The organism is Herbiconiux liukaitaii (genome assembly GCF_041927495.1).
In the GTDB taxonomy this organism is placed as follows: Bacteria; Actinomycetota; Actinomycetes; order Actinomycetales; family Microbacteriaceae; genus Herbiconiux; species Herbiconiux liukaitaii.
Map to the genome: position 1 here is coordinate 158,069 of NZ_JBHFHG010000007.1, position 14,525 is coordinate 172,593.

A 14,525-nucleotide genomic window follows, 5' to 3' on the forward strand; every position below is an offset into this window, starting at 1 on the left:
ATCAAGATGCGAAGAAGTCGAGAATGGTTGGATAAACCCAACTAACATGGTCAGCAAGACACCCCTCCCCTTCCGCCCTCCCACCCGAGAGACAATCCCTCCATGGACAACATCCCCGCATACGTCTGGGTGCTGACGATCGTCGGCATCCTGGCGCTGCTCGCGTTCGACTTCATCTTCCACGTGCGGAAGGCCCATGAGCCCACGCTCCCCGAGGCGGCCAAGTGGTCGGCCATCTACGTGGGCATCGCCATCCTCTTCGGCATCGGTGTGCTCATCTTCGGTGGTGGGACCCTCGGCTCGGAGTACTTCGCCGGGTACATCACCGAGAAGGCGCTCTCGGTCGACAACCTCTTCGTCTTCCTCGTGATCATCGCGAGCTTCAAGGTGCCTCGCGCCGACCAGCAGAAGGTGCTGCTCTTCGGCATCGTGTTCGCGCTCATCGCCCGCACCGGGTTCATCTTCCTGGGTGCCGCGCTCGTCAACTCGTTCTCGTGGCTCTTCTACCTGTTCGGCGCGTTCCTGATCTTCACGGCCATCAAGCTGCTCCGCCCCGAGGAGGAGAGCGACGACGCCAACAACGTCTTCATCCGCCTCGCGAAGCGCCTCTTCAACACCACCGACCGCTACGACGGCGACAAGTTCTTCACGATCGAGAACGGCAAGAAGGTCCTCACCCCGATGCTGCTGGTCATGGTGGCCATCGGTGGAACCGACCTGCTCTTCGCGCTCGACTCGATCCCCGCCATCTTCGGCCTCACCCAGAACCCGTACATCGTGTTCACGGCCACGGCGTTCTCGCTCATGGGCCTCCGCCAGCTGTTCTTCCTCATCGACGGGCTGCTCGACCGGCTCATCTTCCTCAGCTACGGCCTCGCCGCCGTGCTCGGCTTCATCGGCATCAAGCTCGTGCTGCACGCCCTGCACGAGAACACCCTCCCGTTCATCAACGGCGGCGAGCACGTGCCGGTGTTCGAGTTCAGCACCGGCGTCTCGCTCATCGTGATCATCGGCATCCTCACCGTCACCGTCGTGCTCTCGCTGTTCAGCCCGGCCGGCCGCGCCCACACCGTGATGGCCGACGCCAAGGCTCAGGCCAAGCGGTTCGTGGAGTACGACTTCAAGGGCGACGACGTGGCCCGCGAGACCACCTTCACCCGCATGGTGGAGCGCGAGAAGCAGCTCGAGGCCCTGCCGGCCAAGTACCAGCAGAAGGCCGCAGAAGACGAGACGCTGCACGAGCGCCTCGCGGCGGCCCACGCCCAGCGCGGCACCCAGAGCGCCGACTCCAAGGGCCTCAACTAGCCCTTGCACACCGGGTTCCAAGCGGAGGCGCACCGGATCCTACTAACGTAGGCAGTGCGCCTCCGGGACCCGAGACCTGATCGTGCACGATGACGTCTATGAGATTCGAAGCAGCAAGGAGAAACACATGGGTCTGAGTCTTGAGAAAGGCCAGTCGCTCTCGCTCACGAAGACCGACGGAGGAGCGCTCACCCGCATCCGCCTCGGCCTCGGCTGGGACAGCGCGGCGCCGGTCAAGAAGGGCCTCTTCGGTCGCCTCACGGGCGGCGCTGAGGTCGACCTCGACGCCTCGGCCATCTTCTTCGACGCGTCGGGCAAGGTGCTCGACACCATCTGGTTCCAGCAGCTCAAGAGCAAAGACGGATCGGCCTCCCACACGGGCGACAACCTCACGGGTGCCGGTGACGGCGACGACGAGACCATCCTGGTCGACCTCTCCAAGGTCTCCCCCGCCGTGGCGCAGATCGTCTTCGTGATCTCGAGCTACAGCCGGCAGACCTTCGATCAGGTCAAGAACGCCTTCAGCCGCGTGGTCGACGACTCCACGCCCGGCGCCCCCGAGGTCGCCCGCTATCAGCTCACCGACTCCGGCCCGCACACCGCGATGATCATGTCGAAGGTCTCGCGCGAGGGCGCCGGCTGGAGCTTCAAGGCCATCGGCGAGCGCGCCAACGGCCGTTCGGTCATGGACCTCCTGGGCCCGGCCGCCCAGACCCTCTAGCCCGCACCACCGAAGGAGCAACAGCCATGGCAGGACTCAGCCTCGAAAAGGGCAGCAACCTCTCTCTCACCAAGACCAGCCCCGGCCTCACGGTCGCCACGGTCGGGCTCGGCTGGGATCCCCGCACCACCACGGGTGAGGCATTCGACCTCGACGCCTCGGCGCTCCTCGTGGCCGAGAACGGCAAGGTGCGCTCCTCGGCCGACTTCATCTTCTACAACCAGCCCGCGAGCGCCGACCAGTCGGTCGTGCACCTCGGCGACAACCGCACCGGAGACGGCGCGGGAGACGACGAGCAGATCACGGTCGACCTGCAGAAGGTCGGGGCCGATGTGCAGCGCGTGATCTTCGCGGTGTCGATCGACAAGGCGGACGAGCGTCGCCAGAACTTCGGCCAGGTGCGCGGTGCGTACTGCCGCGTGGTCGACCAGGACGGCCAGGAGATCGTGCGCTTCGACCTCAGTGAGGATGCGGCGCCCGAGACGGCCATGCTCTTCTCCGAGATCTACCGCAACGGCGCCGAGTGGAAGTTCAAGGCCGTCGGCCAGGGCTACACCACCGGTCTCGCCGGCATCGCCACCGACTTCGGCGTCTCGCTCGGCTGATCGCCGGGCACTCGATCCACCCCCTTCGATTCCTCCGACACGAGAGAAGTCAATCGTCATGAGCACGCCCCTCACTCCTCCGAGCGCCGACGAGTCCGCAGCAGCATCGCTGGTGCTGCACGCCCCTGACGCCCCCGAGATCGTCCAGGCCGAGCAGGCACCCGGCATGGTGCCGGTTCCCGTGGAGCGCCAGAGCGAGATCCAGCAGCAGGCCCGTGCCTTCGTGGCCGAGGTGGCGGCGATGGATCCCCGCGCTCCCGAGTTCACCCAGAAGGTGGAGGGGATCTCGCAGATCGGCGGCAAGGAGATGGTGCAGTCCTCCGGCTACTCCAGCCGCATGCTGGAGCGCTCCTCCACCTCGGTGGCGGGCGCCAAGCGCTCGGGCAACAACGCCCAGATCAAGGTCGCGAGCACGCTGGGCGACCTGCGCAGCACGGTGGAGGACCTCACCCCCAACCAGGCCGACCTCGGCGTGGGGCGCAAGATCCTCGGCTTCATCCCCGGCGGCAACAAGCTCGCGAAGTACTTCCAGAAGTACGAATCGGCGCAGGTGCAGCTCGACAAGATCATCAAGTCGCTCATGGCGGGCCAGGACGAGCTGCTGAAGGACAACGCCTCGCTCGCCGGCGAGAAGGTGCAGCTGTGGGAGACCATGCAGCAGCTCAGCGAGTACGCCGTGTTCGCCAAGGCGCTCGACGCGGCCTGCGTGGAGAAGATCGAGGCCAGCCGCGCCGCGGGCCGCGTGGAGGAGGCGCAGAAGCTCGAGGCCGACGTGCTGTTCCCCGTGCGCCAGCGGCACCAGGACATCCTCACCCAGCTCGCCGTCTCGGTGCAGGGCTACCTCGCCATGGATCTCATCCGCAAGAACAACACCGAGCTCATCAAGGGTGTGGATCGCGCGCGCACCACCACCATCGCGGCGCTCCGCACGGCCGTGATCGTGGCCCAGGCGCTCGCGAACCAGAAGATGGTGCTCGACCAGATCGACGCGATCAACACGACCACCAACAACATGATCCTCTCGACGAGCGAGATGCTGAAGGATCAGACCACGCGCATCCACGAGCAGGCCTCCACCTCGGGTGTGAGCGTCGAGACCCTGCAGAAGGCCTTCGACAACGTGTTCCAGACCATGGACGCCATCGACACCTTCCGCGCCGAGGCCGCCAAGAACATGCAGGGCACAGTGACCGCCCTCGAATCCGGCCTGGAGCGGGCGAAGCCCTACCTCGAGCGGAGCCGCCAGTCGGAGCGTCAGGATCTCGGCGAGCTGCGCTGATCCACGGCCGCTGGATTCCTGAGACCCTACTGAAGGCAGATCATGGCGCTAGGACGACTGGTCAACTCGATCCTCCACGGCGCGCCCGCGCCCACGGGGCAGGTGCGGCAGGAGGGCGAGCCGGAGCTCACTCCGGCCGACCGCCCGTCGCGGCCGCCGGCGAACGAGACCGACGACGAGCGCACCGCTCGGGAGCTCGATGAACTGCGGGCTCTCGCGCGCCGTTCGGGGCGTGAGCTTCCCGGCATCGTGTCGTCGCGCCTGCGGCAGATCGACGACGTGCTGCGGGTGGTCGTGGCGACCATCGCGGCTCAGGATGCCTCAACCGAGCAGCGTGTGCTGCTCGAGGCCATGATCACCGACTACATCGCCACGCCGCTGCACGCCTTCCTCGCGCTCCCCGCCCCGGATCGCGCCGAGGAGTCGCGCGCCACCGAGCTCTTCGCGCGCCAGCTCGAGCTGATCGAGGAGACCATCCACGACCTGCTCAACCAGATCCGCATCGGTGCGATCGCCGAGCTCTCGACGCACGGCCGGTTCCTGGCCGACAAGTTCCAGACGCCCGACGAGGGCCTCGTGCTGGGTGGCAGCTGATGGGGTCACTCGTCGCCGGGGCCAACGCCGCACTCACGGCGGAGAACCCCGGGCTCGCCTCCGTGCTCGTGGGCTTCGGCTGGGACATCATCCCGAGCAGGGGCCCGCAGACCGAGCTCGTGCCCATCGCTGTGCTGTGCGGCGACGACGGCCGGGCTCTGAGCGACGACCACCTCGTGTTCTTCAACCAGATCGAGAGCGAGGACGGGTCGGTCTCGTTCGCGTCGGCCGACGACGTGGAGGAGATCGACGTCGACTTCTCGCGCATCCCCGCCGAGGTCGCCAAGATCGCGTTCTTCGTCTATGTCGATCCCGATGTGCGGGGGCCCGGTGACTTCTCGCCTGTGCGCTCGGCCTACGTGAGCGTCTCGACGCCGGAGGGGCGCGAGCTCGTGCGCTTCGACGTGCCGCTCAGCGATGCGCGGAGCACTCGGGCGCTGCTGCTCGCGGAGCTCTACCGGCACCGCGACGACTGGAAGTTCAGGGCGCTCGGCCAGGGGTACTCCTCGGGGCTGGCCGGCATCGCCTCCGACTTCCGAATCGACGTCTGAGCCGTGCCGCGCAACACGTCGCCCGTGAGGGCGGATCTCGTCTTCCTGCGCCGGCGGGTGAAGCCGCAGCCCGTGGTGGTCGAGACGGCGACGGCCTCACCCGCCGTGCCCTCGACGCCCGCGCCGGCCGCTCAGGTGCCCACCGGCGGATCGGGCGGGCACCCTCTCGGGCAGCGCCCCGCCGCCGCCCCAAGCGGATCGGGCGGGTCGGGCGGGCACCCTCTCGGGCAGCGCCCCGCCGCCGCCCCAAGCGGATCGGGCGGGTCGGGCGGGCACCCTCTCGGGCAGCGCCCCGCCGCTGACTCGGGCGGATCCGGCGGGTCAGGCGGATCGGGCGGGCTCGATCTCGGACAGCGCCCCTCCGGCGGGTCGGGCGGATCAGCACCATCAGGCGGATCGGGCGGGCTCGACCTGGGGCAGCGCCCCCCTGCCGGGTCCGGCGGATCTGGTGGGCTCGACCTCGGACAGCGCCCCTCCGGTGGATCCGGCGCATCCGGCGGGCTCGATCTGGGGCAGCGACCGTCCGGTGGATCCGGCGGGTCGGGTGGGCTCGATCTCGGGCAGCGTCCCTCCGCGTCAGGTTCCGCGCCGGCCTCGGGCTCGGGCTCCTCACGGCCCGCGGCTCCGGCTCGCCCGCGCGGGCCCGAGCCGTTCCCCGCGCCCACGGTGCGTGAGGTGCGCGAGCTCAGCGCCGACGTGCCGCTCGTGCGGCTCGACCCGCGGCAGTCGGCCATCGGCAGCCTCATCGTCGCAGGCGCCACCGCCGTGGCCTGGGAGTCCACCGACCTCGTCACCGGCGCGCTCACCCTCGACGGCGGCGCCCTGGGCACCCCCGTCACCACCTCGGGCAACCGGCCGCTCGTCGGCTTCGACCAGGGCGACGCGATCGTGGCGCTCCGCCACCTGCGGTCGCTCCGGCGCGCGCTCTTCGTGGCGGGCGACGCTCCGCTCGGTGTGCAGCTCTTCGACGACGAGAACTTCACGGTGCCCGCGAACGACGGCCGAGCCTTCGTGCTCTCGCTGCTGAGGGTCGGTGCGCGGCTCGAGCTGCGTGCGGAACCCGTGACCCCCGGTCTGCCGCTCGATGCCCTGCTGCGGGAGTTCGGCTTCGTGCCGACCACTTCTGTGGCTCCACGCCGCACCAGGACGAATTGACCATGCGCCATTTCAGCTTCATCGACCACGACGAGTCCGAGCGGCTCTTCCACAAGCTGCCCTCCGAGGTGGGAGTGGATTCGCCCCCCGCCATCCTCGCCTCAGCCCTCGGCGGCACGCTCTACAGCCCGGGCAACCGCACGACCCTCGTGGCCGATGTGGTCAAGCAGGGCGCGCGCGGGTGCTTCAGCATGGTGCTGTGCCTCGAGGACTCGGTGGCCGACGACGCCGTGGAGTTCGCCGAGAAGAACGTGGCGGCCGTGCTCGGTGAGCTGGCCACGCTCGCAGCCGGCGACGAACCGCCCGCGCTGCCTCTGCTCTTCGTGCGGGTGCGCACGGCGGAGCAGATGATCAGGGTGGCGGCGCAGAGCGGTGCCGGCCTCGACCTGCTGAGCGGCTTCGTCATCCCGAAGTACGAGAACGAGAACGGCTACGCCCAGGGGTTCTTCGACGCGCTGCACACCATCCAGGCCGAGTACGGCCGCACGGGCGCGAACGGCCACCGCCTGCGGGTGATGCCGATCCTCGAGTCGCCCGTCATGATCCACGCCGAGACGCGGGCGAGCGCCATGCAGGCCATCGCCGATGTCACCAAGGCCAATCGCGACGACGTGCTGGCGGTGCGGATCGGCGCCACGGATCTCTCGAGCGCGTTCGGGCTGCGGCGTTCGCGCGACCTCACGGTGTACGACGTCACCCTCGTGTCGTTCGTGATCGCCGAGATCGTGAACGTGTTCGGCCGCCCCGCCGACGACTTCGTGATCACCGGCCCCGTGTGGGAGCACTTCCAGACCGCCGAGCGCCTCATGCGCCCCCAGCTGCGTGTCACGCCGTTCGCCGAGGCCAACGAGAAGAAGCTGCGGCACCGACTCGTGCTGGCGGGCCTCGACGGGCTCATCCGCGAGATCTCGCTCGACCAGGCCAACGGGCTGCTCGGCAAGACCGTCATCCACCCGAGCCACGTGCCCGTGGTGCACGCGCTCTCGGTGGTGAGCCACGAGGAGTACCTCGACGCGGCCGCGATCGCCGACGGTGTGGGGGGCGGGGCCACGGCCTCCCCGTACCGCAACAAGATGAACGAGATGAAGCCGCACCAGGCCTGGGCCCGCAAGACGCTGCTGCGGGCGGAGGCGTTCGGGGTGGCTGCCGAGGAGACCACGTTCGTGGACCTGCTCGAAGCGAGCATGCGGTGACGGAAGGGCTCCCCGTGTGGACGGGTGGGTTCGTGCGCGACACCGTGGGCATCTCGCTGCAGACGGATGCCGGGCGGAGTCGGGTTGCGCTCGAGGCGCTCGTGGGACTCGCGCTGCGCGACAACCCCAAGCGCGCGCAGCTGCTCGTGTCGACGGTGCTCGCCAAGCACGTGCCGACTGTTCCCGCCCTCGCGCTCGCGGCCGGCGCGCTGCTCGGGCAGCTCGTGCGGGAGGCCATCGACGGCACCCGGCCCGAGGAGGGCGACTTCGCCGCCTTCGGCCGACTGCTCGCGGAGGGCGGCCCCCTCGACGAGGCGGATCGGCGCGAGCTGCACGACCTGCTCGCCTCCCTGCGGCGGTCGAGCGAGGCGGCTCGGCATCCGGAGATCGTGACGATCGGATACGCCGAGACGGCCACGGGGCTCGGCCACCTCGTGGCGGATGCGCTCGGCTCGCCCTACCTGCACTCCACGAGGCACGACGTGCCCGGGGCTGCGTACACGGCGTTCGAGGAGGAGCACTCGCACGCGAGCGACCACCGCCTCTACCCCGACGCCGCGTGGAGCGCAGGCATCGGCCCCGCGGCCGACACAGCCGCAAGCGCCACCGCCGGCACAGGCGCGAGCACCACAGCCAGCACGGGCACCTCGGCCGGCACGGGCACTCCGGCCAGCACCGGCATCCGCACGGACGCGAGCACCAGCACCAGCACCAGCACCAGCACAGGATGGCTGCCTCCGCACGGCACCACCGTGCTCGTCGACGACGAGCTCAGCACCGGGCGCACCGTGCGCAACACCATCACCGCGCTGCAGCAGCAGTCGCCGCAGGCGCACTGGGTGGTGGCCTCGCTCATCGACCTGCGCTCGGCGGCCGACCGCGCGGCCCTGGACGAGCTGGCCGCGCGACTCGGCACGCGCATCACCGCGGTGGCGCTCGGCGTGGGCTCGATCGACCTGCCGGCCGACGTGCTGCAGCGCTCGCGCGACCTCATCGAGGCGCTCCGGGTGCCGCAGCCCGCAGCCGAGCCGGGGTCCGCGCCCGGATCGGAGCCCACGCCGAGGCCGGAGCTCGCGCCCGCGCCGGCGCCGGAGCCCGAGCGGAAGGGCGCGCTCACGATCCTCGAGCCCGACGTGGCGCCCGTGCGGAGCGCGCGCTTCGGGATCGACGGGCGACTCGATCCGGCCTCGGCCTCCGAGATCGCCCGCTCGCTGATCGCCTCGCTGCCCGGCGACGTCGCCGACGACGTGCTCGTGCTCGGCTCGGAGGAGTTCATCGCCCTGCCGCTCGCGGTGGCCGCCGAGCTCGACCGCGCTCGCGGCGGAGTGCTCTTCTCCACCACCACCCGCTCCCCCATCGCCTCCATCGACCGGCCCGACTACGCCATCGCCTCGAGCATCGCCTTCGCGAGCCACGACGCCACGGTCGACGGCCCCGGCCCGCGCTTCGCCTACAACCTCACGAGGGGCGGGCACCGCTTCGCCGCGGTGGTGCTCTTCCCCGAGCCCGGCGTAGACCGCGAGCGGCTCCTCGCCCCGGCCGGAGCCGTCGAGGCTCTCCGCCGCATCACCGACCACGTGCTGCTCCCCCTCCTCCCCGAGGCCGCCCCCACCGCCTCCGCCTCCGCCGCACCCGGGGCCCGCGCATCCACCACCTCTGCGGCCACCCCGCCAGCCGTCGGCGCATCCGCCGCCCCGCCCGCCACCGCCTCCGTCGCACCCGGGGCCCGCGTATCCGCCGCCCCGCCCGCCACCACCGGCGCCCGAGCATCCGCCACCACCCCCGAAGCCACCGCCCGCCCCTCCCTCGAACGGACGAACCACGCATGACCGATGCCACCGCACCGGCCCTCCCCCAGCCGCTCACCGGCCCCGCCTTCGGCTCCTACTCCGCCGACGACGTGGAGTGGCTGCTCACCGACCTGGGCGACACCGTGCTCGAGGCGCCCGCCGCCGAGCGCGAGCAGGCCATCCAGAGCGGCGCGGCGCACTACGCCGAGTCGCTCCCCATCGAGTACCTCCCCTCGCCCGAGTACGAGGAGCTCTACCGCGACGCCCTCGCCCGCTCGAGCCGCCGTCTCGCGGTGGCCGTGGGCGTCGTGACCGACCTCGTGCTGGCCGAGCGCCAGAACGCACCCGTTCTCGTCTCGCTCGCCAGGGCCGGCACCCCCATCGGCATCCTCATGCGCCGCTGGGCCAAGCGGATGCGCGGCGTCGACGCGCCCCACTACACGATGAGCATCGTGCGCGGTGTCGGGGTCGACCGCACGGCCCTGCGCTACCTCGCCGCCCACCACGATCCCGCCCGCGTGGCCTTCGTGGACGGCTGGACCGGCAAGGGCGCGATCGCCCGCGAGCTCACGGCCGCCCTGGAGCTCTACGCGAGCACCGACGGTGTGCGCTTCCCCGACGAGCTCGCCGTGCTGGCCGATCCCGGCCACTGCGTGAGCATCTACGGCACCCGCGACGACTACCTCATCCCCTCGGCGTGTCTCAACTCCACGGTCTCGGGCCTCGTCTCCCGCACGGTCTACAACACCGACCTCATCTCGGACGACATGTTCCACGGCGCCAAGTTCTACCGCGAGCTCGCCGACCACGACGTCTCTGGGCAGCTGCTCGACACCGTCTGCGACCGCTTCGCCGAGGTGGAGCAGGAGGTGGCCGACGAGGTGCGCGCCGCCCTCGCCGAGGACCGCACGCCCACCTGGACCGGTTGGGCCGCCGTCGAGCGCATCCGTGAGGAGTACGGCATCGAGAGCATCAACCTCGTGAAGCCGGGAGTCGGCGAGACCACACGGGTGCTGCTGCGACGGGTGCCGTGGAAGATCCTCGTGCGGCCCGACGCCCTCGACGACGTCGCGCACGTGCTGCTGCTCGCCGAGCAGCGCGGCGTGCCCGTGGAGTACGTGCCGGGGCTGCCCTACAGCTGCGTCGGCCTCATCCACCCCGTCGCCGGCGCACCTGCGGGGAGCGAGCAGTGAGCGCCCTCGTGGCGTGCGACCTCGACCGCACACTCATCTACTCGCCCAAGGCGTTCTGGCTCGAGACCCCGGATGCGCTCGCGCCGCCGATCATCGTCTCCGAGCTCTGGAACGGGGTGCCGATCTCGTTCATGACCCGCGAGTCGGAGCGACTCCTCGCCGAGCTGCGCCTGCGGGCCGAGTTCGTGCCCGTCACCACGCGCACGATCGCGCAGTACCAGCGCGTGCAGCTCGGGGCACAGCCGCGGTTCGCGGTCACGAGCAACGGCGGCGAGATCCTCGTCGACGGGGTGCGGGATGCGGCCTGGGGCGACGGGGTGCGCTCCCGCCTGGCTTCGTCGAGCGCTCCACTGGCCGAGGTGCGGGCACTGCTCGAGGATCCGCTCGCCGCCGGGTGGATCCTCAAGACCAACGTCGCCGACGAGCTCTTCGTCTACTCGATCGTGGACCGCGAGACCATGCCCGAGGCGTGGCTCGCCGAACTGCACGCCACGTGCGAGGCGTTCGAGTGGTCGGTGTCGGTGCAGGGGCGCAAGCTCTACTGCGTGCCGCGTGTGCTCACGAAGCGGGCCGCGGTGACCGAGGTGGCCGAGCGGCTGGAGGCCGCCGAGCCGGGCTCGACGGGGCCGGCGGCGACCGGCGACGCCCGCGTGCGCATCCTCGCGGCCGGCGACTCGCTGCTCGACCAGCCCATGCTCGAGGGGGCGGATGCGGCCTTCCGGCCGGCCCACGGCGAGCTGCACGATGCCGGCTACGCGGCGGCGAACCTCACGGTGACGGAGGCGCGGGGCATCCTCGCGGGCGAGGAACTGCTGCGGCTGCTGACGGCGGCGATCAGCGCGCCCGCACTCGAGACCACGGGCTGAACAGGGGGCCGAACAGAGGGCGGATCCGCGGGCTGGGCGACGGGCTGATCCCCTTCTCCCCCTCCCCCGAGGCGATGTCCGGGCGCCGTTTCGGGGGCTCGAAATCCTGGGATTCGCGGCATCCGGGCCCGGCGCCGGCCCGCCGACTGCCAGGATGTAGGCGATCCCCATGACTACTCCTCCTATTCCCGCGCCCGCCGCCGCGGCGCCCACCCCGACCCCGGCCGACCTCCGCCGATGGCGGCAGTACCTCGCCGACGAGCGCGCCGAGGCCCAGGTCTACCGCGAGCTCGCCCAGCGGCGCACCGGCTCCGAACGCGCCATCCTCGAGGCCCTCGCCGACGCGGAGGGCCGTCACGAGACCCACTGGCTCGAGCTGCTCGGCGACGACGTGGGCAAGCCGAGGCGAGCGGATGTGCGCACGCGCGTGCTCGGCGTCATGGCGCGCCGCTTCGGCTCGGTCTTCGTGCTCGCCCTCATGCAGCGCGCCGAGGCTCGCTCGCCCTACGACACCGACGTGGACGCGACCGCCGCCATGGCCGCCGACGAGCGCATCCACGGCGAGGTCGTGCGGGGGCTCGCGGCACGCGGGCGCAGCCGCCTCTCGGGCACCTTCCGCGCCGCGGTGTTCGGCGCCAACGACGGCCTGGTCTCGAACCTCGCGCTCGTGCTCGGCATCGGAGCCACGGGTGTTCCCGCCTCGCTCGTGCTCGCCACGGGCATCGCCGGACTCCTCGCCGGGGCGCTCTCGATGGGCGCGGGCGAGTTCGTCTCGGTGCGCTCGCAGCGCGAGCTGCTGGCGGCCTCCACGCCCGACCTCCGGGCGAGCACGGCCGTGCCGCAGCTCGACGTCGACGCCAATGAGCTCGCGCTCGTCTACCGGGCGCGCGGCATGAGCGAGCCGGAGGCCGAGGCGAAGGCGCGCGACGTGTTCGGGGGGCTCACGACGGCGACTTCCGCCATCCGCCTGCCGCGGGCGGGGGACGCGGGGCTCACCGCGCCCGGCGCCGAGGGACCCGGGTCGATCACGCCGGCCGCGGGGAGCGGCGCATCCGATTCCCCCGCCGACGAGCACGAGGAGATCGGCACCGCGTGGCAGGCCGCCTTCTCGTCGTTCTGCTTCTTCGCGTCGGGAGCGGTCATCCCGGTGCTGCCGTACCTGTTCGGGCTCAGCGGCCTCGCGGCCGTGCTGCTCGCCTCGGTGCTCGTGGGGCTCGCGCTGCTCGGCACGGGTGCCGTGGTGGGGCTGCTCTCGGGCGGGCCGCCGCTGCGGCGAGCGCTGCGGCAGCTCGCCATCGGCTACAGCGCGGCCGGCGTCACCTACGTGCTGGGGCTCCTCTTCGGAGCGTCCCTCGGCGGCTAGGCCGAGACGGAGGCGAGCTCGTCGTAGGTGGCGAAGCGGCTCGACACGTCGCTGCCGGTGAAGTTGCCCACCCAGCCGTCGTCGTCGTGGAAGAAGCGCACCGACACGTACTCGGGGTTCGTGCCCATGTCGAACCAGTGGGTCGTGTCCTTCGGCACCGAGAGCAGGTCGCCCGCCTCGCAGAACACGGCGTGCACCTTGCCGCCGACGTGCAGGTAGAAGACGCCGGATCCGCTCGCGAAGAAGCGGTCCTCGTCGTCGTCGTGCTGGTGCTCGTTGAGGAACTTCTGGCGGGCGGCGTCGGCCTGCTCGCGGTAGGCGGGGCTGTCGTCGCGCTCGATCGTGACCACGTCGACGAGGGTATAGCCGTGCGCGGCGTTGACGGCGTCGATCTCGTCGCGGTAGAGCTCGAGCACTTGCTCCTGGGTGGCGCCCTCGGGCAGCTCCTTGAGCTCCCAGCGGCTGAAGCGCGCACCGAGGCCGGCGAGCACGTCGTGGATGGTGTCGAAGTCGCGCGTCTGCAGCTCGGGCGTCGAGGGGTCGGTGTCGTTCCACACGGTCAGGAGGGTCATGGCTCCATGATATTCGTCCTCTCCTGCACAGGGCCCTTTCTTGCCCGCGGGAGTAACAGAATGAAACACGATTGGCCGCACGCCATGCCGTCGCGGTTGAATCGAACCGTCATCACAGCACGCCGACCCGGCACCCCGTTCCGAAGAACCCTGTACTGAAGCACCCAGTCCTGCAGCATCCCGTCCCGAAGCATCTCGTCCTCCTGAAGGAGACACCCATGGCCATCCTCCGCAGAGCAGCGGTCGTCACCGCCCTCGTCGCCGCCGGCGCCCTCGCCGTCAGCGGTTGCGCGCAGTCCAACGGCACCCCCGCCGCCACCTCCGGTTCGACCGCGGCACCCACGGCCGCCGCCGCGCTGCCCGCGCCCTTCGACGGCGACGACCCCGTGACCGTGGCGCTCGTGCGCCAGAGCGGCGCGGGCGACTACTTCGAGGCGTGGGGCGCAGGTGCCGAGGCGCAGGCCTCGTTCGCCAACATCGACCTGCAGGTCACGGATGCGCGCAACGACAACGCCAAGCACGCGAGCGACCTCGAGCAGGCCATCGCCGCGAAGCCCGACGCCATCATCGTCGACCACGGCCAGACCGACACCATCCAGCCGCTCGTCACGAAAGCCGTCGAGGCCGGCATCCCCGTGGTGGTCTACGACCTCGCGCTCACCGACACCGAGGGAGTCATCGTCACGGCGCAGTCCGACAAGTCGATGGCCGAGGGTGTGCTCGAGCAGCTCATCGCCGACGTGGGCGAGGGCGCCAAGGTGGGCTACGTCTCGGCCACGGGCTTCGCGCCCCTCGACCGCCGTGCCGAGGTGTGGGACCAGGTGGTGGCCGACAACGACCTCGACGTCGTGTTCTCCACCGGTGAGGTCTCCGACTCCACGGCGAGCGACAACGTGCCGCTCGTCGACGCAGCGCTCAAGCAGAACCCCGACGTGCAGGCCATCTTCGCGCCCTACGACGAGATCACGAAGGGTACTGTTCTGGCTGTGCAGCAGAACAACCTGCAAGACAAGGTGAAGGTCTACGGCATCGACATCTCGAACGCCGACCTCGAGGTCATGAACGCCGAGGGCAGCCCGTGGGTCGCCACCTCGGCCACCGACCCGGCCGCCGTGGGCGCCGCCGTCGTGCGCACCCTGGCCCTGAGCCTCGCGGGTGAGCTCGACGAGACCGAGGTGCTGTTCCCGGCCATCACCATCACGCAGGAGTTCCTCGCCGAGAACGAGGTCACCAACGTGGCCGAGCTCCGCACCGCCGAGCCGAGCCTCGAGCTCTCCGACGTCGTCGTGGCGGATTGGCTGCCCGCGGTCTCCGGATGACCTCCGACCGATCCGATTC

General features: G+C 70.7%; 14 protein-coding genes. 13 read left to right on the plus strand and 1 reads right to left on the minus strand.

The features are described 5' to 3' along the window. Positions 1 to 102 precede the first annotated feature (102 nt). The 12 genes from ACEXQC_RS15195 to ACEXQC_RS15250 all read left to right on the plus strand — a co-directional run bounded on the left by ACEXQC_RS15195 (position 103) and on the right by ACEXQC_RS15250 (position 12,615). Positions 103 to 1,305, plus strand: a complete 1,203-nt coding sequence (locus ACEXQC_RS15195) for a TerC family protein (RefSeq protein ID WP_374824118.1) — start codon at positions 103 to 105, stop codon at positions 1,303 to 1,305. Between the two features lie 127 nt (positions 1,306 to 1,432). Beyond that, positions 1,433 to 2,026, plus strand: coding sequence for a TerD family protein (locus tag ACEXQC_RS15200; RefSeq protein ID WP_374824121.1), 594 nt, complete (start codon positions 1,433 to 1,435; stop codon positions 2,024 to 2,026). Positions 2,027 to 2,052: 26 nt separating this feature from the next. After that, the gene (locus ACEXQC_RS15205) at positions 2,053 to 2,631 is read left to right on the plus strand and encodes a TerD family protein (protein WP_374824124.1); all 579 of its coding nucleotides are present in this window, start codon (positions 2,053 to 2,055) and stop codon (positions 2,629 to 2,631) included. Between the two features lie 58 nt (positions 2,632 to 2,689). Then, complete coding sequence (locus tag ACEXQC_RS15210) at positions 2,690 to 3,910, plus strand: toxic anion resistance protein (protein WP_374824127.1); 1,221 nt, start codon at positions 2,690 to 2,692, stop codon at positions 3,908 to 3,910. Between the two features lie 42 nt (positions 3,911 to 3,952). Then, on the plus strand, positions 3,953 to 4,504 hold the full coding sequence (locus ACEXQC_RS15215) for a hypothetical protein (RefSeq protein ID WP_374824130.1): 552 nt from the start codon (positions 3,953 to 3,955) through the stop codon (positions 4,502 to 4,504). After that, entirely contained in the window at positions 4,504 to 5,055 is a 552-nt protein-coding gene (locus ACEXQC_RS15220; RefSeq protein WP_374824133.1) for a TerD family protein, read from the plus strand. The genes ACEXQC_RS15215 and ACEXQC_RS15220 overlap by 1 nt, the downstream gene beginning before the upstream one ends. Before the next feature lie 24 nt (positions 5,056 to 5,079). Then, the gene (locus tag ACEXQC_RS15225) at positions 5,080 to 6,210 is read left to right on the plus strand and encodes a hypothetical protein (protein WP_374824136.1); all 1,131 of its coding nucleotides are present in this window, start codon (positions 5,080 to 5,082) and stop codon (positions 6,208 to 6,210) included. Positions 6,211 to 6,212: 2 nt separating this feature from the next. Beyond that, entirely contained in the window at positions 6,213 to 7,403 is a 1,191-nt protein-coding gene (locus ACEXQC_RS15230) for an HpcH/HpaI aldolase/citrate lyase family protein (RefSeq protein WP_374824139.1), read from the plus strand. Beyond that, entirely contained in the window at positions 7,400 to 9,232 is a 1,833-nt protein-coding gene (locus ACEXQC_RS15235; RefSeq protein ID WP_374824142.1) for a phosphoribosyltransferase domain-containing protein, read from the plus strand. Before ACEXQC_RS15230 ends, ACEXQC_RS15235 begins: the two co-directional genes overlap by 4 nt. Continuing rightward, positions 9,229 to 10,386, plus strand: a complete 1,158-nt coding sequence (locus ACEXQC_RS15240; RefSeq protein WP_374824145.1) for a cysteine protease StiP family protein — start codon at positions 9,229 to 9,231, stop codon at positions 10,384 to 10,386. The genes ACEXQC_RS15235 and ACEXQC_RS15240 overlap by 4 nt, the downstream gene beginning before the upstream one ends. Continuing rightward, positions 10,383 to 11,252 (plus strand): HAD family hydrolase, encoded by an 870-nt coding sequence (locus ACEXQC_RS15245; RefSeq protein ID WP_374824148.1) that lies wholly within the window; start codon positions 10,383 to 10,385, stop codon positions 11,250 to 11,252. Before ACEXQC_RS15240 ends, ACEXQC_RS15245 begins: the two co-directional genes overlap by 4 nt. Before the next feature lie 169 nt (positions 11,253 to 11,421). Next, positions 11,422 to 12,615 (plus strand): VIT1/CCC1 transporter family protein, encoded by a 1,194-nt coding sequence (locus tag ACEXQC_RS15250; RefSeq protein ID WP_374824150.1) that lies wholly within the window; start codon positions 11,422 to 11,424, stop codon positions 12,613 to 12,615. On the opposite strand, the gene ACEXQC_RS15255 is transcribed toward ACEXQC_RS15250, so the two are convergent. Further along, complete coding sequence (locus ACEXQC_RS15255; RefSeq protein ID WP_374824153.1) at positions 12,612 to 13,187, minus strand: 1,2-dihydroxy-3-keto-5-methylthiopentene dioxygenase; 576 nt, start codon at positions 13,185 to 13,187, stop codon at positions 12,612 to 12,614. The genes ACEXQC_RS15250 and ACEXQC_RS15255 overlap by 4 nt on opposite strands. 218 nt (positions 13,188 to 13,405) lie before the next feature. Between ACEXQC_RS15255 and ACEXQC_RS15260 the strand changes: the two genes are divergently transcribed. Continuing rightward, positions 13,406 to 14,506, plus strand: coding sequence for a substrate-binding domain-containing protein (locus ACEXQC_RS15260; RefSeq protein WP_374824156.1), 1,101 nt, complete (start codon positions 13,406 to 13,408; stop codon positions 14,504 to 14,506). Positions 14,507 to 14,525: the final 19 nt, after the last annotated feature.

Coding starts and splice junctions, on each gene's coding strand:
- ACEXQC_RS15195 (WP_374824118.1), top strand. CDS start 103: ATGGACAACATCCCCGCATACGTCTGGGTGCTGACGATCGTCGGCATC.
- ACEXQC_RS15200 (WP_374824121.1), top strand. CDS start 1,433: ATGGGTCTGAGTCTTGAGAAAGGCCAGTCGCTCTCGCTCACGAAGACC.
- ACEXQC_RS15205 (WP_374824124.1), top strand. CDS start 2,053: ATGGCAGGACTCAGCCTCGAAAAGGGCAGCAACCTCTCTCTCACCAAG.
- ACEXQC_RS15210 (WP_374824127.1), top strand. CDS start 2,690: ATGAGCACGCCCCTCACTCCTCCGAGCGCCGACGAGTCCGCAGCAGCA.
- ACEXQC_RS15215 (WP_374824130.1), top strand. CDS start 3,953: ATGGCGCTAGGACGACTGGTCAACTCGATCCTCCACGGCGCGCCCGCG.
- ACEXQC_RS15220 (WP_374824133.1), top strand. CDS start 4,504: ATGGGGTCACTCGTCGCCGGGGCCAACGCCGCACTCACGGCGGAGAAC.
- ACEXQC_RS15230 (WP_374824139.1), top strand. CDS start 6,213: ATGCGCCATTTCAGCTTCATCGACCACGACGAGTCCGAGCGGCTCTTC.
- ACEXQC_RS15240 (WP_374824145.1), top strand. CDS start 9,229: ATGACCGATGCCACCGCACCGGCCCTCCCCCAGCCGCTCACCGGCCCC.
- ACEXQC_RS15250 (WP_374824150.1), top strand. CDS start 11,422: ATGACTACTCCTCCTATTCCCGCGCCCGCCGCCGCGGCGCCCACCCCG.
- ACEXQC_RS15255 (WP_374824153.1), bottom strand. CDS start 13,187: ATGACCCTCCTGACCGTGTGGAACGACACCGACCCCTCGACGCCCGAG.
- ACEXQC_RS15260 (WP_374824156.1), top strand. CDS start 13,406: ATGGCCATCCTCCGCAGAGCAGCGGTCGTCACCGCCCTCGTCGCCGCC.